17 protein-coding genes are annotated in these 21,579 nt (G+C 40.6%); 13 read left to right on the plus strand and 4 right to left on the minus strand.

The features are described 5' to 3' along the window. Positions 1–92: 92 nt before the first annotated feature. From OQ289_RS17175 to rodA, 7 genes are all read left to right on the plus strand, one after another. Positions 93–1,481: an aminopeptidase P family protein gene (locus tag OQ289_RS17175; RefSeq protein ID WP_270088072.1), complete on the plus strand. Its 1,389-nt coding sequence runs from the start codon at positions 93–95 to the stop codon at positions 1,479–1,481. Between the two features lie 54 nt (positions 1,482–1,535). Continuing rightward, positions 1,536–3,668, plus strand: coding sequence for a DPP IV N-terminal domain-containing protein (locus OQ289_RS17180; RefSeq protein WP_443020443.1), 2,133 nt, complete (start codon positions 1,536–1,538; stop codon positions 3,666–3,668). A gap of 359 nt (positions 3,669–4,027) precedes the next feature. After that, the gene (locus OQ289_RS17185) at positions 4,028–5,050 is read left to right on the plus strand and encodes a rod shape-determining protein (RefSeq protein ID WP_033564246.1); all 1,023 of its coding nucleotides are present in this window, start codon (positions 4,028–4,030) and stop codon (positions 5,048–5,050) included. A gap of 87 nt (positions 5,051–5,137) precedes the next feature. Further along, positions 5,138–5,971 carry a rod shape-determining protein MreC gene (gene mreC, locus OQ289_RS17190; protein ID WP_270088074.1) on the plus strand — a complete coding sequence of 278 codons (834 nt, stop codon included), beginning with the start codon at positions 5,138–5,140 and terminating at the stop codon, positions 5,969–5,971. Then, on the plus strand, positions 5,964–6,488 hold the full coding sequence (locus tag OQ289_RS17195) for a hypothetical protein (RefSeq protein ID WP_033564244.1): 525 nt from the start codon (positions 5,964–5,966) through the stop codon (positions 6,486–6,488). Before mreC ends, OQ289_RS17195 begins: the two co-directional genes overlap by 8 nt. Positions 6,489–6,535: 47 nt before the next feature. Further along, complete coding sequence (gene mrdA, locus OQ289_RS17200; protein WP_270088075.1) at positions 6,536–8,512, plus strand: penicillin-binding protein 2; 1,977 nt, start codon at positions 6,536–6,538, stop codon at positions 8,510–8,512. Beyond that, positions 8,505–9,773: a rod shape-determining protein RodA gene (gene rodA / locus OQ289_RS17205; protein WP_270088076.1), complete on the plus strand. Its 1,269-nt coding sequence runs from the start codon at positions 8,505–8,507 to the stop codon at positions 9,771–9,773. The genes mrdA and rodA overlap by 8 nt, the downstream gene beginning before the upstream one ends. Before the next feature lie 142 nt (positions 9,774–9,915). On the opposite strand, the gene OQ289_RS17210 is transcribed toward rodA, so the two are convergent. The 3 genes from OQ289_RS17210 to OQ289_RS17220 all read right to left on the minus strand — a co-directional run bounded on the left by OQ289_RS17210 (position 9,916) and on the right by OQ289_RS17220 (position 11,885). Beyond that, a complete protein-coding gene (locus OQ289_RS17210) occupies positions 9,916–10,533 on the minus strand; it encodes an IMPACT family protein (protein WP_270088077.1) in 618 nt (205 codons plus the stop codon). Continuing rightward, positions 10,530–11,168 (minus strand): EamA family transporter, encoded by a 639-nt coding sequence (locus OQ289_RS17215; RefSeq protein WP_270088078.1) that lies wholly within the window; start codon positions 11,166–11,168, stop codon positions 10,530–10,532. Before OQ289_RS17215 ends, OQ289_RS17210 begins: the two co-directional genes overlap by 4 nt. 231 nt (positions 11,169–11,399) lie before the next feature. Then, the gene (locus OQ289_RS17220) at positions 11,400–11,885 is read right to left on the minus strand and encodes a thermonuclease family protein (protein ID WP_270088079.1); all 486 of its coding nucleotides are present in this window, start codon (positions 11,883–11,885) and stop codon (positions 11,400–11,402) included. A gap of 547 nt (positions 11,886–12,432) precedes the next feature. On the opposite strand from OQ289_RS17220, the gene OQ289_RS17225 reads away from it, so the two are divergent. From OQ289_RS17225 to OQ289_RS17245, 5 genes are all read left to right on the plus strand, one after another. Beyond that, the gene (locus tag OQ289_RS17225) at positions 12,433–13,257 is read left to right on the plus strand and encodes a prephenate dehydratase (protein WP_270088080.1); all 825 of its coding nucleotides are present in this window, start codon (positions 12,433–12,435) and stop codon (positions 13,255–13,257) included. A 38-nt stretch (positions 13,258–13,295) separates the two neighbouring features. After that, positions 13,296–14,402 carry a chorismate mutase gene (locus OQ289_RS17230; protein ID WP_033564237.1) on the plus strand — a complete coding sequence of 369 codons (1,107 nt, stop codon included), beginning with the start codon at positions 13,296–13,298 and terminating at the stop codon, positions 14,400–14,402. Beyond that, positions 14,402–15,652, plus strand: a complete 1,251-nt coding sequence (aroA, locus tag OQ289_RS17235; RefSeq protein WP_270088081.1) for a 3-phosphoshikimate 1-carboxyvinyltransferase — start codon at positions 14,402–14,404, stop codon at positions 15,650–15,652. The genes OQ289_RS17230 and aroA overlap by 1 nt, the downstream gene beginning before the upstream one ends. 67 nt (positions 15,653–15,719) lie before the next feature. Beyond that, positions 15,720–16,826 (plus strand): chorismate synthase, encoded by a 1,107-nt coding sequence (aroC, locus tag OQ289_RS17240; protein WP_270088082.1) that lies wholly within the window; start codon positions 15,720–15,722, stop codon positions 16,824–16,826. Further along, complete coding sequence (locus tag OQ289_RS17245) at positions 16,813–17,673, plus strand: ROK family protein (RefSeq protein ID WP_270088083.1); 861 nt, start codon at positions 16,813–16,815, stop codon at positions 17,671–17,673. Before aroC ends, OQ289_RS17245 begins: the two co-directional genes overlap by 14 nt. A 25-nt stretch (positions 17,674–17,698) precedes the next feature. On the opposite strand, the gene OQ289_RS17250 is transcribed toward OQ289_RS17245, so the two are convergent. Further along, positions 17,699–20,116, minus strand: coding sequence for an alpha-ketoacid dehydrogenase subunit alpha/beta (locus OQ289_RS17250; RefSeq protein WP_270088084.1), 2,418 nt, complete (start codon positions 20,114–20,116; stop codon positions 17,699–17,701). Positions 20,117–20,297: 181 nt separating this feature from the next. Here OQ289_RS17250 and OQ289_RS17255 point away from each other — a divergent pair, with 181 nt between their 5' ends. After that, complete coding sequence (locus tag OQ289_RS17255) at positions 20,298–21,494, plus strand: DEAD/DEAH box helicase (RefSeq protein ID WP_270088085.1); 1,197 nt, start codon at positions 20,298–20,300, stop codon at positions 21,492–21,494. The last annotated feature ends 85 nt before the right edge of the window (positions 21,495–21,579 follow it).

The raw sequence follows: 21,579 nt of genomic DNA on the forward strand, positions 1-21,579 counted from the left end.
TCGATTTTACCTGTATCTTTGTACGTGTTCCTTTCTGAAGGAGATAATTACTAAATCACAATTTATTTTCATTTACCGTTACCTTACACTATATGTTTACAACACAGACTTACCAACGACGACGGGAGGCCTTAAAAAAAGAGGTGAAAAATGGTGTTATCCTACTGTTGGGCAACATCGAGAATCCCATTAATTTCGAGCACAACACATATCCATTTAGACAAGATAGCACCCTGCTGTATTATCTCGGTATACAAGAACCAAAGCTAGCGGTGATTTTGGACATTGACGAGGATAAAACCATCTTATTTGGCGATGAACTCAGCATGGACGAAATTATATGGATGGGCAGACAAGAGACGTTAAAGGAGAAAAGTATAAAGGTAGGTATCGAAGAGACTCGTCCCCACGCTCAGCTGGCAACATACCTTCAAAAGGTAGAGGCCTCTAAGAGAGTAGTGCATTATCTCCCGCCGTACCAATCTGCCAACAAGATTTTACTGAGCAATCTTTTGAAGATTCCTATTGCTCAACTCCTACCTTCGGTGACTTTAATCAAAGCAATTGTCCAACAAAGGAGCATCAAAGAGGAGGAGGAAATTGTCCATATTGAAGAAGCCATACGCGTATCTAATGAAATGCACTTACTGGCAATGCGTATGGCAAAGCCGGGCATCAAGGAGCATGAAATTGCAAATGCTATCCAGCATCTAGCTGCGGACCAAGAGTGTACGATGGCTTACCCGCCAATAGTAACTATCAATGGTGGAATTCTACACAATCATTACCGTCTCCATACGTTGCAATCTGGAGACTTGTTCTTGAATGATTCAGGAGCGGAGAACGTCATGGGGTATGCTGGGGACATTACGAGGACATTTCCGGTCGACAAGACCTTCACTCCCAAACAACGGGATATCTATAACGTCGTATTGCATGCATTTACCACGGCAAGAGAAGCTTTGAAACCAGGCATCCGATTTAAGGATATCCACCTCCATGCCTGTCTGGCATTAACAGAAGGACTAATCGACCTTGGGTTAATGAAAGGAAATCCGAAAGAAGCAGTAAACGCACATGCCCATACACTTTTCTTCCAATGTGGCCTTGGACACATGATGGGATTGGATGTGCATGATATGGAAGATCTTGGTGAACAATACGTGGGATATACGGATGCTGAACCCAAGGATACTAAAACCTTCGGACTAAAGTCCCTACGTCTCGGCAAAGAACTTCAGGAAGGATATGTCCTCACAGTCGAGCCAGGATTCTATATCATACCCGAATTAATTGACATGTGGCGGTCCCAGGGGAAGAATAGTACATTTATCAATTATGACAAAGTTAATGAGTATAGAGACTTCGGTGGTGTACGCATTGAGGATAATTTTTTGATTACGGCTAATGGTTACCGCCTATTGGGCCCTGAATTGATCAAGACTGTAGAAGAAATCGAAAACTATAGGGCGAACTATTAAGCATAAGCTCACACTATGATTAAAAACATTCTTAAAATCCTTCTATTAACGGCGATGTACCTATGTGCCACCCACAGCGTGGCCCAGAAGCGACAATGGACGTCAGATGGCAACGCATACTATTCTTTTGGTCAGGATGGGATAGAAATCGTGGATATCCTAAATCCAGGTCAACACCAAGCCTTTCTAAAAAGTCAAGACCTTATTCCTAAAGACTCCGCAGCGGCATTAAATGTGCAAAGCTTTCAAGTATCTCCAGATGGTAGCAACCTGCTTCTATTTACTAATACACGGCGGGTGTGGAGAGAGCACACACGAGGAGACTATTGGGTATACCATAACCGTTCAAAAAAGCTGGTTCAACTTGGCAAGAGTCTTCCCATCTCGTCACTTATGTTTGCCAAATTTTCACCAAATGGTCAGCAGGTAGCCTACGTATCCAAGCATAATATCTACATCGAAAATCTTTCGGATAATCGAATCTTAAAAATCACGAACGATGGTACGGATCGCATTATAAACGGGACATTTGATTGGGCGTATGAGGAAGAATTCGGTTGTCAGGATGGTTTTCGTTGGTCTCCTGATGGCACCAAGATTGCATATTGGAAACTAGACGCAAGAGGAACCCGGAATTTTTTGATGATCAACAATACGGATAGTCTGTATTCCTTTACCATCCCAGTAGAATATCCGAAAGTAGGCATGAATCCATCCGCATGCTCAATATGGTTCTATGACGTCACCAATAAATCCACCAAAAGAGTAGAAATCGCAGGCGATGACATCCAGCACTATATCCCGAGGATGGAATGGGTACTGGATTCAAAGTCTATCATCTTACAACAACTGAATCGAAAACAAAATGTCAGTAAGATAATCGTATGTGATACCCACACAGCAAGAGGTAGGACAATTCACCAAGAGACAGATGCGGCTTGGATCGACATCAAAGCACGCTGGAACGATGGAGACCCCAGTGGTTGGGATTGGATAAATGACGGTAAGGAGTTCATATGGCTGTCAGAGAAAAATGGTTGGCGACAAATTTATAAGATTGACCTACATGGTAAGGAGACGTTGATTACAAAAGAAGCCTACGACGTGATGAATTTGGACTTTTTAGATGCAGCGCACAACAGCATCTATTTCTCTGCGTCCCCAAATAATGCCACCCAGAAATATCTCTATCGTATTGCTATATCGGGAGGCAAAGCCAGCCGAGTAACTCCTCAGGGCTACGAAGGGACTAATACTTATACCATTTCTCCTAACGGCGAACTTGCGCTTTTCAGTACTAGTAGTCAAGCATCCGAATTTTCTGACGAGGTAGTACAGCTCCCTTCCCACAAACAACTTCTTGCTGCCGACGAAATTACGAAAGCGCACCCGAGAAAGACAAAAGCGGAGTTTTTCAAAGTGACGACAATGGATGGCGTAGAGCTAGACGGCTGGGTAGTCAAACCACGCAACTTTGATCCATCTAAAAAGTATCCAATCGTATTCTACGTATATGGAGAACCCGCCGCTCAAACCGTCACCGACAATTTCAATACAGGTTCTAACTTTTTGTATACAGGAGATATGAGCGAAGATGGCTATCTATACGTCTCGCTAGAAAACAGAGGAGCACCGGCACCTAAGGGACGAGAATGGCGAAAATCAATCTATCGCAATATTGGCGTCATCAATATCCGAGATCAAGCAATGGGGGCCAAAGAAGTTTTCAAATGGGGATATGTGGACACCACGCGTGTAGCTGTATGGGGCTGGAGTGGTGGTGGTGCCTCGACTCTCAATCTATTGGGCCAATATCCAAACATTTATCAAACGGGGATCTCCATTGCTCCGGTGACGAATCAATTGTTCTATGATAATATCTATCAAGAGCGCTATATGGGATTGCCCCAGGAGAATCTAGGCGACTTTGTAAAAGGATCGGCGTTAACATATGCCAAAAATCTTCGTGGCAACCTGCTATTGATCCACGGAACAGGTGATGATAATGTACACTATCAAAACACAGAAGTATATGTAAACGAACTTGTTAAACACAATAAACAATTTCAATTGATGTCCTACCCGAATCGTAGTCATTCCCTCAATGAAGGTGAGGGTACTACGCGGCATCTCGCTGACCTCTTCACCCAATACCTCAAAATCCATTGTCCCCCAGGGGCTAAATAATTTTCAAAGACAAGACAAATGAGGGGCATTTTTTTGCATAAAATATCCCTCATTTGTTGAAAAAAGATTACTTCATATCAACACCTATCGTTTTAGATTTACTGGCTTTTACGTCACTTGCGCCTTTAACATAATCCTAAAAATCCTGCTCCTACTCTGGATGTCTGTAAAACGCCGATTCTATCATTTAACATACTTCCAATATACTATTTTCTGGCATTTTACGTTACCATTATGACACCTAAAAAAAGCATGTTTTGGTTCATTCTGAACCAAATAATTTTTTCTCTTCTTACACGGAGATTGATATTTTTTCAGTAGTTTTGCATATTAATAAAAAATCGATTAAAATTCACTAAATGGGGTTATTTAACTGGTTTACGCAAGAAGTTGCGATTGATTTGGGTACAGCTAATACCCTCATTATCCATAATGACAAAGTAGTAGTAGACGAACCCTCCATCGTTGCATTTGACAGGACAACAAACAAAGTAATTGCTATTGGCCGCCAAGCAATGCAGATGGAAGGTAAGACTCACGATAATATAAAAACCGTACGCCCGCTACGTGATGGTGTGATTGCCGACTTTACAGCAGCTGAGCACTTGATTAGGGGCATGGTCAAATTGATTAATAATGGGAAAAGTTGGTTTTTTCCTTCCTTAAGAATGGTGGTCTGTATTCCTTCGGGCATTACTGAAGTTGAAAAAAGAGCGGTTCGTGACTCCGCCGAGATTGCAGGTGCCAAAGAAGTATATTTGATTCACGAGCCAATGGCTGCTGCGCTAGGTATCGGAATCGATGTAGAAGAGCCTGTTGGTAATATGATTATCGATATCGGTGGCGGGACTACAGAGATTGCGGTAATTGCACTTTCTGGGATTGTGTGCGATCAATCTATTCGTGTAGCCGGGGACAATTTTGACTCGGATATTGTGCAATACATTAGAAGACAACACAATATCATGATTGGTGACCGTACAGCAGAAAAAATCAAGATTGAAGTTGGTGCTGCTCTTCCAGAATTGCAAGAACCACCAGAAGATTTTGCAGTGCAAGGTCGTGATTTAATGACAGGTATTCCAAAGCAGATTACTGTCTCTTACACCGAAATTGCACATTGTTTGGACAAATCTATCTCCAAAATCGAAGAGGCAATCTTGAAAGCATTAGAGATTACTCCTCCAGAACTTTCTGCTGATATCTATCAGACAGGAATCTACCTAACAGGTGGAGGTGCCCTTTTAAGAGGCTTGGATAAACGTATCCAAGCAAAGACAAAGCTACCTGTGCATGTAGCAGAAGATCCTCTTCGTGCGGTAGCTCGTGGAACAGGAACGGCGTTAAAAAACATTGGGAAGTTCAAATTCTTAATGCAGTAATAGATTTTTATCATTCATCAATACGCGATATAGAGTGGGTCCTCCCTTTCTATATCGCGTAATTGTTAAAAAACCAAGACAAAAAACATGAGAAACCTATGGTTGTTCTTAGTCAGATATAACGCCTTTTTTTGGTTCATTCTCTTTTTTGTCTTCTCTGTAATCTTGATTGTACAGAACAACACCTTCCAAAGATCATCTGCATTCAATTCATCCAACGTAATAATAGGCAACATGTATGCAAAAGTCAACTCATGGAAAAGTTACCTTGCGCTATCAGAAGCCAACGAACAGCTCGTCCAAGAGAATGCTGCCTTACACAATCAATTGCAGCGGTATACAGTTAAGAATATTGCAGACTCCGTACATATTGTAGACAGTATCGAACAAGGACGATATGAATTCATTGTTGCCAATGTGGCCAACAATAGTATTCACCAGAAAAGTAACTATTTGACCTTAGATAAGGGAAGCAAAGATGGCGTGGAGAAAGATATGGGTGTTATTACCTCTAACGGTATCGTAGGTATCGTCTTAAATGTATCCCGTGATTTTTGCACGGTTCAGTCTCTTTTACATCCCGACACGCGGATTTCTGTGACCTTGGGTAAATCGGAGGTCTTTGGTTCATTGGTATGGGGAAGTAATACAGACTCAAGATATGCAATGGTAAGGGACATCCCAAACCATGTAAAAGTGTCAAAAGGAGAAGATGTCTTCACCTCTGGTTTTTCTATTTTTCCGAAAGGAATTCGCGTTGGCAAAATTGTAGAGACAGGTATCACCTCGGGTGAAAGTTTCTTGGACCTGAGATTGCTATTGACAACAAATTTCTCAACTCTCCAACATGTTTACATACTGAAAGACAAACTTGCGGAAGAGAAAAAACAATTAGAAGAAACTAATACGGATAATGGGTAGAACGATTATATTCAATTTTGTACGATTTGTCGTGCTGATACTATTACAGGCTTTCCTGTTTAAGAATATCGGCTATTACAATCTGGCGAGCCCATTCCCATATATATTAGTCATTTTTTTACTTCCAATAGGCATCCCCAACCTCCTATTGTACACATTAGCATTTTTAACCGGCTTTTGTGTCGATCTATTCTACGATTCATTGGGCGTACATGCTGCAGCTTGTGTAGCATTGGCATGGTACAGAACCTTCTTTCACAACATTACGTTGGAGGTAGATATGAAAGATTCCTACCTTACCCCAAATCTTGGGGAAATGGGTTTTAAATGGTTCCTCTCCTATGTTTTCTTTGGAACTTTAGTCCACCATACGACCTTATACATCTTAGAAGTATTTTCATTTTATCAATTTCAATATACACTGCTAAGTATCGGATTAAGTTGTATCTTTACATTGATTATCATCTTATTATCAGGGATTTTATTCTTTAAAAAGAAAACTCGCTATAATACATAGTCTATTCTATACGTTTTTCTAATAATAATTAAGGAAACCTCGGATTTATGAACAGTTTTTTTGCTCGTAAATACGTCATTCAGGGGATATTTATTGCCATCGCGCTCGTACTGATTGCCCGGCTATTTTATCTTCAACTCGTTGACGACACTTACCTTCTATCTGCGAACAATAATGTCTTAAGAAAAGTCATTGTATATCCCGCGCGCGGGGTTATCTTAGACCGTAATGGTCAAGTCTTGGTTCAGAATGAACCGGTATATGACTTATTAGTCACACCTAGGGAAGCCAAAGATATCGATACAGCTCTTCTTTGCGAATTGATTGATATTGATAAAAAAGGCTTCGAAAGTAGAATGGCCAAAGCAAGAGCTCACTCGCCGTATCGGGCATCCCAATTTGAAAAACAGCTTTCGGCAACGACCTATGCTCGACTGCAAGAGCATCTTTATAAATTTAGGGGGTTCTACGTTCAAAATAGAACTGTACGTAATTATCCCGATAGCTTGGCTGCCCAATTTCTAGGGTATATCCAAGAGGTCACCGATCGGGACATCAAAAAATCAGATGGTTTTTACAGTCCTGGCGACTATATAGGGGCAACTGGAATCGAACGGGCATATGAAGATTTGTTAAGAGGAAATCGAGGTGTCCGAAATCTAATGGTAGATGCCCTAAACAGACCCAAAGGAATATTCATGGAGGGAAAATACGACACATTGGCGGTAGCGGGTGATGGTCTAATTTCTTCATTGGATAAAGAACTCCAGGTTTTAGGCGAGCAATTGATGAAAAATAAGCTGGGGTCTATCGTTGCGATAGAGCCAAGTACGGGAGAAGTATTGGCGTATGTCAGCAGTCCCAGCTATGACCCCAATCTAATGGTAGGGCGACAGCGTGGCAATAATTACATGAAATTATTGAACGATCCCAACAAGCCCATGTTCAACAGACCAATTCAGGCATCTTATCCTCCAGGATCGGTATTCAAAGTAGTTTCCGCTCTTACTGCGCAACAGGCTGGTGTGTTGGACGAACACACTATTTTCAACTGCCCTGGCGGCTACAGCTATGGTGGCGGAAGAGGTTTCATGCGCTGTACTCACGTAGATGGTCCTATTGCATTGACCAGGTCTATCCAGCGCTCTTGCAATACCTACTACGGCTATGCGTATGCAAAGATGATTGATTCACGGGGGCTATCTGGCCCAAAAGCATACGATCTATGGCGTGAGGCAACGATGAAGTTTGGAATTGGACATAGGTTAGGAATAGATCTACCGGGTGAAAAACCAGGGCTACTCCCCACCTCAGACTATTATACTAAAGGGTATGGAAATGACAAATGGCGGTCTTCATTTAACATCTCACTATCCATTGGTCAAGGCGAAATGGGAATCACTCCCCTACAAATGGCTAATATTATGGCCATCGTTGCCAATAGAGGATTTTACTATCGTCCTCATCTAATTAAAGGCATCGGTGAGAAAAAAATAATTAAGGAAGAATTTACTGAAAAAATATCGGCGGGTGTAGATGCAAGATACTATACCCCTGTAATTGAAGGACTCAGTCAAGCGGTCAATGTCCCAGGTGGCACGGCATACGCCAATCGAATAGCAGGTATAGAAATGTGTGGTAAGACCGGAACTGCACAAAACCCGCATGGCGAAAACCATGCTGTATTTTTCGCGTTCGCTCCGCGCGATAATCCAAAGATAGCAATTGCAGTATTTGTTGAAAACGCCGGCTATGGAGGTGTATGGGCCGGACCGATTGCCAGTATGATGGTCGAGAAATACATTAAAGACACCGTCACCATGCCCAAGCACATTCAGGATAGGATATATAATTCTAATCTGATGCCCAAGGTGGAAAAACCAAAACAGAAAAAAATAGACATCAAGAAAGATTCAACGACAAATAAAGTGGCAAACCGTAGGTCACCACAGACACCAGCGCATCAAGAGGATAAAAAATCCTTATTAGTACACCATAGCCAAGTAAAGAAAAGATATGAATAGTGTTAAACAGAAATCGTTCTTTGGACGAATTGATTGGTTAACTATTTTGCTTTGGTTAACCCTCTGCCTTATTGGATGGTTCAATATCCATGCAGCTGTATTTGACCCCGAACATCCTGGATTATTTAATCTGCAAACCAACTACGGAAAGCAATCGATTTATATCTTTTCAGCTATTATCATCGGCATTAGTATACTCATCATCGATGCCAAGTTTTTCAGCTCTTCGGCACCAATTATATATATTGCAGTGGTCTTACTGCTAGTAGCCGTACTGGTTATCGGTCGAAACGTCGGCGGTAATCAAGCGTGGATACCCATTGGCAGCTTTCGACTTCAACCTTCCGAATTTGGCAAGTTGGCCACCTGCTTATTGCTTGCTTACTACTTGAGCAGTCAGAGCAACAAGGCTCCAACAATGAAAACCTTAGCGATTGGCGCAGGTATCGTCCTATTTCCGGTACTCTTAGTTATGCTACAGCCAGACACGGGTTCAGCTTTAGCATTCTTTTCCTTGATTTTCGTCTTCTATCGCGAAGGATATGTTAATACGGGCTTCCTTCTCTTCATAGGGATGTGTATTCTCCTTTTCGTACTGGCTCTTCTAGTGAATCAATGGATATTAATTGGCATATTGGGTCTTATTTGCGGGTTCTTTGCCTTTAGTTTACGAAAAAGAAGGAAATATTTAATCAATATTTCTATTCTTTTTGCCGTTTCTGCGGCTTATATCCTATGTGTAGATTTCGCTTACGAACATATTCTCCAACCGCATCAACGTAATCGAATCGACATTATACTCGGGAAAATGGATGATCCTCGTGGGCAAGGTTACAATCTTAACCAGTCTATGATAGCCATCGGCTCAGGTCAGCTATTAGGAAAGGGATACCTCCAAGGCACACAGACCAAATACAATTTTGTCCCTGAGCAAAGTACGGATTTCATCTTCTGTACGGTTGGAGAGGAATGGGGATTTGTAGGAAGTACCTTTGTAATTGCCATCTATATTATCCTGCTTCTTCGAATCGTAAATATTGCCGAACGGCAGCGATCTGCATTTGCGCGGATATATGCCTATGGGGTAGCGTCTATCCTATTTTTCCATGTATTTATAAACATCGGGATGACAATAGGTATTGTTCCAGTCATCGGTATTCCCTTGCCTTTCATCAGTTATGGAGGATCTTCGTTGTGGAGTTTTACTATACTCCTATTCATCATGTTAAAATTCGATGCCAACCGCAAAGGAGTGGCCTAGCCCACTGACAACAATTCTTGCAGCGCAGCGTAGGTAAAGAATCAAAGCTTCATATACTAGAACCGTCATCGTACATAAGCAATATTCTGCATATCCACTACTTTACATGGATTTATATTTAAAACATATTCGGACTCATTTATCATAGTGTCCTTACGTACATCAACTTCACACCGTCAATGTTCCCAATTTTGTGAACAACGGCATTTACCTGCATCTTACGCACTTCAACATCCATAAAACATTTATTATCAAACTTTTGATTTAACACTTTCAGATTTTCATCCTTTACAATACGCATTATATCATTCATTTGAAGGTAATCAAATTCTATGGTGTAAACGTCATTTACTGTTTTCTCTACAATCAAGGCTTCCTTCAACGCCTCTTGTGTTGCCGATTTATATGCGTTAATCAATCCCGGCACACCCAACAGAGTTCCTCCAAAGTACCTCACGACGACAACAATAATATTCGTCACATCAAGAGACAACAAAACATTTAAAATAGGTCGACCTGCCGTACCAGAGGGTTCACCATCGTCATTGATGCGAAACACACTTCGATCGGGCGTCAAACGATAAGCCCAACAATGATGTCTAGCCTTAGGATGTCGGTCCTTCAGCTCTTGGATGATATCCTTCAATGCATCTTCAGAGATAAAAGGGAATGCATAGGCAATGAATTTACTTCCTTTATCCCTAAATACACCTTCACTACCTTTTTCGATAGTACGATACGTATCTTCGAATAAACTCACAAATAAGTAATTAATAATACTGAAACAATAGCAAGCGCTAATCCTACCCGATTAAGATTGGATAGCTTTTCCTTGAACAACCCTACACCAGCAATAGCACCAACAACAATAACCCCAATATTCATAGCCGTAAAAACAATAGATGGATTATCTGGTAAAGCACGGTGTGCCCGCATGTAAAACATGATATTACCAAAGTTGAAAATTCCCAATACAGCACCCCAGTAAATAGATTTAAAATCAAACATTTGTTTCTTTACAAATAATAAATAGCCTAGGCACAGAATCGCCACGAACAATGCCAAAGCAAAAATAACAAACATTGAGGAGGAGTAAGGAACTTCTTTATGTTGAGATACTTTCTTGAAAAATACGTCAATAATACCCATACCCAGAAAGACAATAGCAGGGTAGACAATCGTCTGTAAAGAATGATTTTCACCTTTTCCCTTCTTCTGCCAACCAATCGAACATATAATCGCAATCAGCCCTATTCCCATTCCTATTAACTTACCTACAGCCAAAGACTCTCCAAAAATGAAAAAAGCCGCCATCAAAGGAATAAAAAGTGAAAGACGCTGTGCTACCTCAGTTTTGACAACACCCCCGTATTGTATAGATAATGCTATTATCAAGAATAAGGAGGGCAAGAGAATTCCCAAAGGAAAATAAAGAGTCCAAGGCAAAGAATAAAAATCTAGAGAAACCGACAATGGATTTAGAAAACACCATGTCAACATCAAAGCTATTGGATAATTCCAAAGCACGAGTTGCAAATGATTGACACCACGATTCTTCGCCCATTTAATAAGCACGGCTACAGTAACACTACAGAGGACACTCAAAAAAACAAAAATCATAACTATTTATTTCCAAAGACCGACACCATTTCTTCTAGCTTTCCGTTCCAATTCAACAAAATAATTGGCATACTTTACATTCGGAGGAAAGGTTGCGCTCACGGCATAACCTCGTTCTACGAGCTCGGCATTTAAAAACATGCCATCTAGATATACATAAGCCAAAATCCGCCCGTAGCGATCTTGCTTTGCTGTATCAAATGTAAGGCTTACTTGCTTACCATCTAAGCGAGTTGTCAAATATTTTTTCGCCTCTTTACCAAAATAACCTATTGTTTTACGCCCTGTGTTCCTAGATTCTGGAGCATCTATCCCAATAAAACGAACTTTCACTCCCTTTGCGGATTGGTCATCAATTACAAAAGTATCACCATCGATCACTCGTTTGACCGTATAGTTTTTGTTTTCCTGGATTTTGAATGGTTTGGTAGAAAGGGAAAAGGAGGTAAACAACAAAAAAAACAGAGGGATACCCCTCAAAAGTAACTTCATAGAATCAAAAAATTAGAAGTTCCAAAAATAGCGAAACCTTTAATATTTATATAATTTCAAAATCAACTTGTTTTTTTACACTTAAAAACGCACAATTTTTACATACAAAAAACACCAAAAAAAACACACAATAATGCACATAAAATCAACAAAAAAAGCAAAGCAAAAATCAACCCATTAATAAAATAAGAGTCTGATTATAAGAATATTAACAACTATAAATGTGCAAATAAATCAAATTAATGAGCATTTAAAAGGTAAAAAACTAACTAAAATTCAAACAAATAAACACCTATAAAATCAAACAAAAATGAGTTAAAAATTCATATTATTTTAATTTATATTTGGTTTTATATTTTTTTGTTGTACATTTGAATCGTCAAACACGAGACACACAATGAAAAATAATAACGCATATCTATATTTTGGTTTCTTTTATTTTAACGATAAGAGCAGGGACTAGTATATAGTAAAGTTATACATGATATACAGGGTCCCGGAAATATTCGGGACCTTTTTTTGTTAGTTAAGTTACTTAAAAAGGACAATGAGCTTAAAAATTGCAATACAAGGAGCTAAAGCATCTTTTCACGAAGAGGCCGCGTTCAAGTACTTCGGGAATGAAATAGAAATCCTTGAATGTGATTCATTCAAGAGAACTTGTGAAATGCTTAAACACAACAAAGCAGATTACGTTGTAATGGCTATCGAAAACTCCATAGCAGGCAGCATACTTCAGAATTACAATCTATTGAGAGATTATCGATTCCATATTGTTGGAGAGGTGTACCTCCACATCCAACAACACTTGTTAGCGTTGCCAGGAGTCAAGATGACAGACATTAAGATTGTTGAGTCTCATCCCATTGCCATCCGTCAATGCGACGCCTTCTTAGAAGATCATCCTGAATTTTTGGTAAAGGAATTTACGGACACAGCTGCGGCGGCCAAAAAGATTGCAGAAGAGAAACTAACGACAACAGCTGCTATTGCGGGACAACTGGCGGCAAAGCTTTACGGATTAGAAATCATCGAACGAAGAATCGAGACAAACAAGAAAAATGCGACGCGCTTTCTAGTTTTAGCTGATGAAGTTGTTGAACAAAAAAATGCAAATAAGGCGTCACTATCTTTCCAAACAGGCAATGCTGTTGGGGCACTTGCAAATGTCTTACAGTGTTTTGCCGAACAGAACGTCAACCTCACTAAAATTCAATCCATGCCCGTCGTAGGTCGTCGTAATGAGTACGATTTTTACGTCGATGTCGAATGGAAGAAACAAAGCGAATATGATGCGGCCATCCGAAAAGTGCTGAAACATACCGTTAACTTTAGCATTATGGGTGAATACATCAAAAACGAAAAATTGTAAATAATCAACAAATTAGAAAATATAAAATACGCAATAAAATGAAACACACGTTAGACATCCTTCCGTTAAAATCATGGTTAGACACTGGAGATAAACCACTTATCATCGGAGGACCATGTAGCGCCGAGACTGAAGAACAATTGGTATCCACAGCTCACCTATTGGCAAATACTGGCAAAGTCAATGTACTTCGCGCAGGTATATGGAAGCCTCGTACCCGTCCAGGAGAATTTGAAGGTATTGGCAGCATTGGCCTAGAATGGTTAAAAAGAGCCAAAGAAGAAACTGGATTGTTGACAGCCACTGAAGTAGCTACAGCCAAACATGTTGAAGAGGCGCTGGCTGCTGGAGTTGATATCCTGTGGATTGGAGCCCGTTCAACGGCCAACCCTTTCACCGTTCAGGAAATTGCTGATGCTCTTCAAGGAGTGGATATCCCAGTATTAATCAAAAACCCAGTCAACCCAGATCTTTCACTGTGGGTGGGTGCACTTGAACGGATTAACCGAGCTGGTATCAAGAAATTAGCAGCTATCCATAGAGGTTTCTCATCCTATGAGAAAACTGCATTCCGCAATGAGCCAATGTGGGATCTTGCCATTCAGTTGAAAACATTGATTCCAGACCTACCGGTCATCAACGACCCTAGTCACATCTGTGGTAATCGTGAGTTAATACCTTACATTGCTCAAAAAGCAATGGACATGGATATGCAAGGGCTAATTGTTGAATCTCATATAGACCCTTCTGTTGCTTGGACAGATGCCAAACAACAATTGACACCAGCTGCTTTAGCAGAATTGGTAGACCATTTATCTCTTCGTCACCCGGCGTCGGACAACCCAGCCTTTGAAGACAAGCTGGCAGAGCTTCGTTCTGAAATCGACAAACTAGATGACAAAATCATCCAACAGATTGGAGAACGAATGAAAATTGCAGAAAAAATAGGCGAATACAAAAGAGACAATAATGTGACGATTTTACAAGTATCCCGTTGGGATGAGATTGTACAAAAACGTGCAAAACTTGCCAATGCGCTTAATTTGGATAATGATTTCACAGTAAAATTTTTGGAATTGTTGCACAATGAATCTATTCGTAGACAAAACGAAGTCATGAACACTAAACCTATTGCGGAGGCATAATGGAGCATTCAAGCATCATAATTAGCCATAAAAGCAAAAAAACGGATGGTACGGTACAGCTCACAGGATCAAAGTCCGAGAGCAACCGTGCCCTCATCATACAAGCACTAAGCAACGGAGCAGTATCCATTCAAAACCTATCAAATGCAGATGATACGGTAATCATGCAACGAGCGCTCACGCTAGCAGCATCACCTCAACCTGGATTTAATACGATAGACATCGGGCCAGCAGGAACAGCCATGCGGTTCCTGACATCCTATCTCAATTTGGTAAAAGGCAACTTTATATTGACTGGAACTGCGCGTATGCAACAACGTCCGATTGGCATACTGGTGGATGCACTGAAACATATTGGCGCAGATATACACTACGAGCAAAAGGTGGGGTATCCACCGTTGAAGATTGAAGGGGGAATGTTTCAAAGCAAACCTGAGGTTACCATTAAAGGGAATATCAGTAGCCAATACATATCCTCTCTCCTACTTATAGCATCGTCTCTTAAGCAAGGACTAACCTTGAATATCGAAGGTGAGCTTACTTCTAGACCATATGTCACCATGACACTAGATATGCTCAAAGAGGTCGGAATTGCACACACCTGGACAGCATCCGCTATCAAAATCGAGACTCAACAAGCCAAAAATTCGACATTATATGTCGAGCCAGACTGGAGCGCAGCTTCCTATTGGTTTTCCATTGTAGCATTATCTCAAAAGTCGCATATTGTACTACCTGGACTTAAGCAGAGCAGCCTACAGGGAGACAGTGCCATTGTAGATATCATGGAGCATTTTGGCGTAGTCTCTTCATTTAAAGAAGATGGGTTGCACCTTCAGAAATCGACTTTACATTCTGAAAAAGAACTATTTGACTTTAAAGAATGTCCCGATTTGGCGCAAACCGTAATAGTGTGTGCCGCTATCCTCAAAAAGAATATTTCTTTTACAGGACTCGAAACACTTAAAATAAAAGAAACGGACCGTATCGCCGCACTTCAGAATGAAATCGGAAAATTCGGTGCCAAACTGATCGAAGAAAATGGATATTATCATCTTCAGACAGACAATGTATTTGTACCGGACCATATCTCGATCAAAACATATGAAGATCATCGTATGGCAATGGCATTTGCGCCTTTGGCCTTAATCTTTGAACAAGTTGAGATAGAAGAGCCGCAAGTAGTTGAAAAATCATACCCTGAATTCTGGGATCATTTAAAAAATCAAGGCTTCACCATTACAGCATAGAAAATAAGAATAAGACTATAATATTATGGTCTTATTCTTATATTTACGCTTTATTATATACTATTTTATGGCAGGAAATTCATTTGGAGAGGTATTCAGCATTACGACTTTCGGAGAGTCCCATGGAGAGGCAATTGGCGTAATCATAGATGGTTGCCCTTCGAATGTCAATATTGACGAAGATTTCATCCAATCAGAGTTGGATAAAAGAAAACCAGGACAATCCAAAATAACGACTCAACGCAAGGAAAGCGATACCGCAAAGATTCTTTCGGGGGTATTTGAGGGTAAATCTACGGGAACACCTATTGCCCTAATCATTCCTAATGAAGATCAAAGGTCCAAAGACTACTCACATATCCAAGATAAATTCAGACCTTCTCATGCCGACTACACCTATCACGTTAAGTATGGTCATCGCGACTACCGTGGAGGAGGCAGATCATCAGCAAGAGAAACTGCTGCAAGAGTAGCAGCTGGAGCTGTTGCCAAATTATTCCTAAAACAATATGGCATTGAGATTTTCGCACATGTAAGTGCGGTCGGCAAAATCGATGCCCCAAATGTAGATGCTTCGGATTTGTGCTCACTTTTGAAACTAAGGGAAGAGAATATTGTCAGATGTGCAGACCCTGCAACTGCGAATGAGATGATTACTTTCATTGACAGCATCCGCAAAGCAGGCGATACTGTCGGCGGAAAGATTTCAACCATCGTAAGAAATGTGCATGCTGGACTAGGTGAACCGGTTTTCGATAAGCTACATGCAGATTTAGCCAAGGCTATGATGAGTATCAATGCCGTACACGGTTTTGAATACGGTTCGGGCTTCGCTGGATCAGAGATGACAGGATCAGAACACAACGATATCTTTGTCAATGACGGGAATAACCTCAACAAGGTTCATACCATAACTAATTTCTCAGGGGGAATCCAGGGAGGAATCTCCAATGGAATGGATATCATGTTTCGTACAGCATTCAAACCAGTGGCTACGATAATGAGAGATCAAGACACCGTAAACACCGAAGGGGAACCCGTATCTATATCTGGAAAAGGTCGACATGACCCATGTGTAGTCCCCAGAGCAATAGTCATTGTTGAAGCTATGACAGCAATTGTAATAGCAGATCATTTATTAAGACAAAAAAGTTATCAGCATGTCACGAGTTAATCAGTATATCCTTGCCACTGACATCGGTGGATCTCATATTACATCAGCCATCGTTAATACGGAGGACTGGTCAATAGTAGCGGATTGTGTCACACGAAATCGTGTTGACTCATCTTCAGATGCTAAATCGATTTTTCAATCTTGGGCATCCAATTTAAAAGAAACAATTCATAAATCTCCACATAAGATTTCACAATTAGGCATCGCAATGCCTGGCCCATTCGACTATGATAACGGTATATCATTGATGCACAATCAAGATAAATACGATAGCCTGTATCAATTGGACACTACAGTAGGTCTTCAAGAGACATTGAAAGACCACCCTTTAGAAATCCGTTACATCAATGATGCTGCTGCATTTTTACAGGGGGAGGTATTTGCATCCAAACTGGATAATAATGATATTATCCTAGGTATTACACTAGGTACGGGTCTAGGAAGTGCCGTTTGGAGGAAAGGGGAGAAAGCCTTTGATGCTGATTTATGGAATACCCCCTATCGAAGTTCTATTTTTGAGGAGTACATGGTCACACGTTGGTTTACGAGAAGATTCGAAGAATTAACAGGGAATAACGTAGACGGACTTAAGGAAATCCTTCAAAATCATAGAGAAGAAGCTGCATTCGACACATTAATGACCGAGTACAGCGAGCAGCTTTTAGATTTTCTGGGCTTCTTTTCCGAAAAATATAAATGTAGGCAATTTATCATTGGGGGCAATATAGCCAAAGCATTGGATATTATTATTTCCTATAATCCTAAGGGATTCGAACCGTATACCATAGGTACAAGCAACCTGGACGAAAAAGCAGCTATAATTGGAGCGGCGAGTATCTTTCAATAGTAAAAAGACTTATCCTGCTTTATATTTAAAATAAAGCAGGATAATAATCTGGATCACTATCATTCATCATTGCATATACCAGTTCGATAACATCATCCGCAGAAGGTTTTGTAAAATAGTCTCCATCCGACCCATAAGGGGGCCGGTGTGCTTTAGCACTAAGTGTACGGGGCTGGCTATCCAAATGGTAATATCCATTCTGATCTTCAATTATCTGCTGCAAAATAAAAGAACTAGCTCCTCCTGGAACATCTTCATCTACAACTAGTAGCTTATTGGTTTTTTCCAAAGATTTTTTACAGACGTGGGTCAAATCGAATGGCTGCAAACACTGTACATCTACGATTTCCATGTTAATGCCCATTTTTTCTAATTCTACAGCAGCCTCCTGTACCACACGCAGTGTTGAACCATATGATACGACAGTAATGTCGCCCCCTTCTTTTATGACTTCGGCAATTCCCAATGGGACAGTAAAGTCACCAATATTAGTAGGTAGCTTCTCTTTTAAACGATAGCCATTGAGGCACTCGACAACAAGAGCAGGTTCATCACCTCTTAAAAGAGTATTGTACATACCAGCAGCTTGTGTCATATTTCGAGGAACACAAATATGCAGTCCTCTCAAGGCTCCCAACAAGACTGTCATTGGAGACCCCGAATGCCAAATACCTTCCAAGCGGTGACCTCTGGTTCTAATAATCAACGGAGCCTTTTGTCCCGCTTTAGTTCGATAACTCAAACTTGCCAAATCATCGCTCAATACTGGGAGCGCATAAATTAAATAGTCTAGATACTGGATTTCAGCAATTGGGCGTAATCCTCTCATAGAGAGTCCAATTCCTTTACCAATGATGGCGGACTCCCTTATACCCGTGTCAAAAATCCGAAATTCACCAAATTTTTGTTGTAACCCTGCAAATCCTTGATTCACATCTCCGATTTTACCGACATCTTCGCCAAAGGCCAGCAATCTTTCATCACGTTCAAAATTGGCATCAAAACAAGCATTCAAGATTTCACGCCCATCAACTATAGGTGTATCATCGCTATACTGAGGAGCTACGACTGTCACTTCGAGTGGTGACTGAGGTGTACTCGTAAAAAGATAGTCATTGAATCGATCTTCATTAACTTTTTTCCGTTGTGCATACCAGGCTAACAAATCATCTTTACCTCCGACATTGTGTTTCCGCAAATCTCTAATTGCACGTCTAACATTTACATAAACCTCTTTAAAAGAAGGCTCGGGCAAAGATTTCAATGTCTTTAGGGGCATTTCAACTATCTCCGAATCGATTGTCTCCAAAAGCCATATCGCCTGTTCGAGATCTTCATTGATGGTTTTATGATAGTCTGTCCAAGCTCTTCGCTGTTCTTGCCTTACGTATTCCTTAGCCTCCTGTTCAATTTTCCTCAACTCCTCTTCCGTCGCTATATCGGATTCCAATATCCAGGTTCTCATTTTAAGGTTACAGTCATAAGCCCGCTCCCACTCCAATCGTTCAGTAGATTTATACCTTTCGTGCGAACCACTAGAAGAATGCCCTTGAGGCTGGGTAAGTTCAGTGACATGCACCAAGCATGGAACATGCTCCTCCCGCGCAAAGGTCATTGCTTTTTCATACGTTTCAATCAAACCAGCATAATCCCAGCCGCGAACTTTAAAAATCTCGTAGCCATTACTATCTCCTTTTCTTTGAAACCCCTTTAGCGCTTCAGAAATATCGCCTTTTGTTGTTTGCAATTCGTTTGGTACCGAGATACCATAGCCATCATCCCATATAGAGATAATCACGGGTATCTGATTGACTCCTGCTGCGTTAACTGTCTCCAGAAATACCCCTTCGGATGTCGCGGCATTACCAATAGAACAAAATACAACCTCATTTCCAAAATTTGAAAACTTTGAGAAGTTGGTCAATTTAGTATTATGTCGATATAACTTAGAAGCAAGTCCAAGTCCCATGATTCTGGACATCTGCCCTCCCGTTGTCGAAATATCGGAAGCCGAATTCTTTCGAGAAGTCTGATCGAACCAATTGCCCTCAGCGTCAATCAATCTCGTTGCAAAATGACAATTCATCTGGCGTCCCCCAGAAGAAGGATCGGATTCGATGTCAGGATGAGCGTACAGTTGAGAGAAAAATTGGTATATAGAAACAATCCCCGAAGCGAACGCAAATGTTTGATCTCTGTAATATCCAGATCTCCAATCGCCATCACGGAATACCTTTGCCATAGCAAGCTGAGCCAATTCCTTACCATCGCCAAAGATGCCGAACTTGGCCTTACCTGTTAGCACTTCCTTTCTTCCTAGCAAGCTCACTTGTCTACTCTCTACAGCTAACCGGTAATCTGAAATAACAATTTTCCTGAAATCCTCAAAACTTAGTTTAGACGGTTCCAGTGCGTTAGAATGTTGTATAATGGTTCCTGACATTTCTTATTTTTCAGTTTCAACAAAAATACTAAAAATAAATTCTTTAATTCGCCTATTGCGAAGCTAATTTATATGGCAAAAGCTCCCCAACACCAAATATTAACAAACCAATAGTGCTATATATCTCAGGTTAGGATTGTTTTAGGTATCTTTGTTCGTTTCACTTCAAAATACAAAAAAATTGAGTTTTAAAGAATTAAATATCTCAAAAAAAATAATAGAGAGACTAGATACACTCAAAATAAGTAATCCCACTGAAGTTCAACAGCTCGTAATTCCTCTTATCCTGAACGGAGAAGATGTTGTAACGATATCGCCCACAGGCAGTGGCAAGACCGAGGCGTACAGCATACCTATTATCAACAAACTCTTGTCCAGCGTCGACCGCAAGGGTGGAGTGATTATCCTTTCCCCAACTCGCGAATTGGCCCTGCAGACGCATCAACGCATAATCAAGCTTGTACCACAGGGTTATGATATTCAATTAGCGACCATTATCGGTGGGCAATCTTACGAAATGCAAATTCAGGCAATAGAACAAGAGCCTCCTATTATTATCGCCACCCCGGGAAGATTATTTGACTTGATTAACCAACAGAAGCTGGATTTGGAACGGTTTGATACACTAATCATCGACGAAGCCGATGAAATGCTCCAACTTGGATTTTTGGCAACCTTGTTTCAAATTCTAGGTTTTCTACCTAAAAGGAGGCAGACCTTACTATTCTCTGCAACATTTCCAAAGGAGCTAGAAAAAGAGTGTTCCAAGATCTTGCAAAATCCGATTCAGATACAAGTAGCACACAAAGGTCATTACCAAGGTCAAACGAACCAGTTCCTCCTCTTCGTAGACAAGAATGATAAAAAAGAGCTAATCCGATACCTGATTGACGAATACAATATCCAAAGCGCACTTATCTTTACGAGGACTATACATGGAGTAGACCGCATTGTTAAGGATCTAACCAACAATGGATACAGCGCTCAGGGGCTTTATGGAGACAAATCACAATCTGTTAGAAATAGTATCGTGAATGACTTCAAAGCGGATAAATTCAGATTTCTAGTGGCAACGGACATTGCATCTAGAGGACTGCATCTAGATCATCTTAATTATGTCATCAATTACGAGCTCCCAGACAGTGCCGATCAATATATCCACCGTATAGGTCGAGTGGGGAGGTCGAATATCGAAGGATACGCCTATACCTTTTGTGATGCTGAAGACAATTCAGCCCTCATCAACCTCCAAATCAACCTCCAAAAAACTATCCCAATTATGGAGCAGCACCCGTATGTTCTTTCATGGCAAAAAATGCTATCAGCCAATCAATTAACAAACAAAAAGAAAACATCCTCAAATAAAAAGAGGAAATAATATAGACAATACACCGAAGTATCGTCAAGGAATAGCACAATATTCCTTACTTTTAGATTTTAAACAAATTACAACATACAGTTTA

The sequence above is a fragment of the Sphingobacterium sp. SYP-B4668 genome (assembly GCF_027627455.1).
Classification (GTDB): domain Bacteria; phylum Bacteroidota; class Bacteroidia; order Sphingobacteriales; family Sphingobacteriaceae; genus Sphingobacterium.

Coding starts and splice junctions, on each gene's coding strand:
- OQ289_RS17175 (WP_270088072.1), top strand. CDS start 93: ATGTTTACAACACAGACTTACCAACGACGACGGGAGGCCTTAAAAAAA.
- OQ289_RS17180 (WP_443020443.1), top strand. CDS start 1,536: ATGTACCTATGTGCCACCCACAGCGTGGCCCAGAAGCGACAATGGACG.
- OQ289_RS17185 (WP_033564246.1), top strand. CDS start 4,028: ATGGGGTTATTTAACTGGTTTACGCAAGAAGTTGCGATTGATTTGGGT.
- mreC (WP_270088074.1), top strand. CDS start 5,138: ATGAGAAACCTATGGTTGTTCTTAGTCAGATATAACGCCTTTTTTTGG.
- OQ289_RS17195 (WP_033564244.1), top strand. CDS start 5,964: ATGGGTAGAACGATTATATTCAATTTTGTACGATTTGTCGTGCTGATA.
- mrdA (WP_270088075.1), top strand. CDS start 6,536: ATGAACAGTTTTTTTGCTCGTAAATACGTCATTCAGGGGATATTTATT.
- rodA (WP_270088076.1), top strand. CDS start 8,505: ATGAATAGTGTTAAACAGAAATCGTTCTTTGGACGAATTGATTGGTTA.
- OQ289_RS17220 (WP_270088079.1), bottom strand. CDS start 11,885: ATGAAGTTACTTTTGAGGGGTATCCCTCTGTTTTTTTTGTTGTTTACC.
- OQ289_RS17225 (WP_270088080.1), top strand. CDS start 12,433: ATGAGCTTAAAAATTGCAATACAAGGAGCTAAAGCATCTTTTCACGAA.
- OQ289_RS17230 (WP_033564237.1), top strand. CDS start 13,296: ATGAAACACACGTTAGACATCCTTCCGTTAAAATCATGGTTAGACACT.
- aroA (WP_270088081.1), top strand. CDS start 14,402: ATGGAGCATTCAAGCATCATAATTAGCCATAAAAGCAAAAAAACGGAT.
- aroC (WP_270088082.1), top strand. CDS start 15,720: ATGGCAGGAAATTCATTTGGAGAGGTATTCAGCATTACGACTTTCGGA.
- OQ289_RS17245 (WP_270088083.1), top strand. CDS start 16,813: ATGTCACGAGTTAATCAGTATATCCTTGCCACTGACATCGGTGGATCT.
- OQ289_RS17250 (WP_270088084.1), bottom strand. CDS start 20,116: ATGTCAGGAACCATTATACAACATTCTAACGCACTGGAACCGTCTAAA.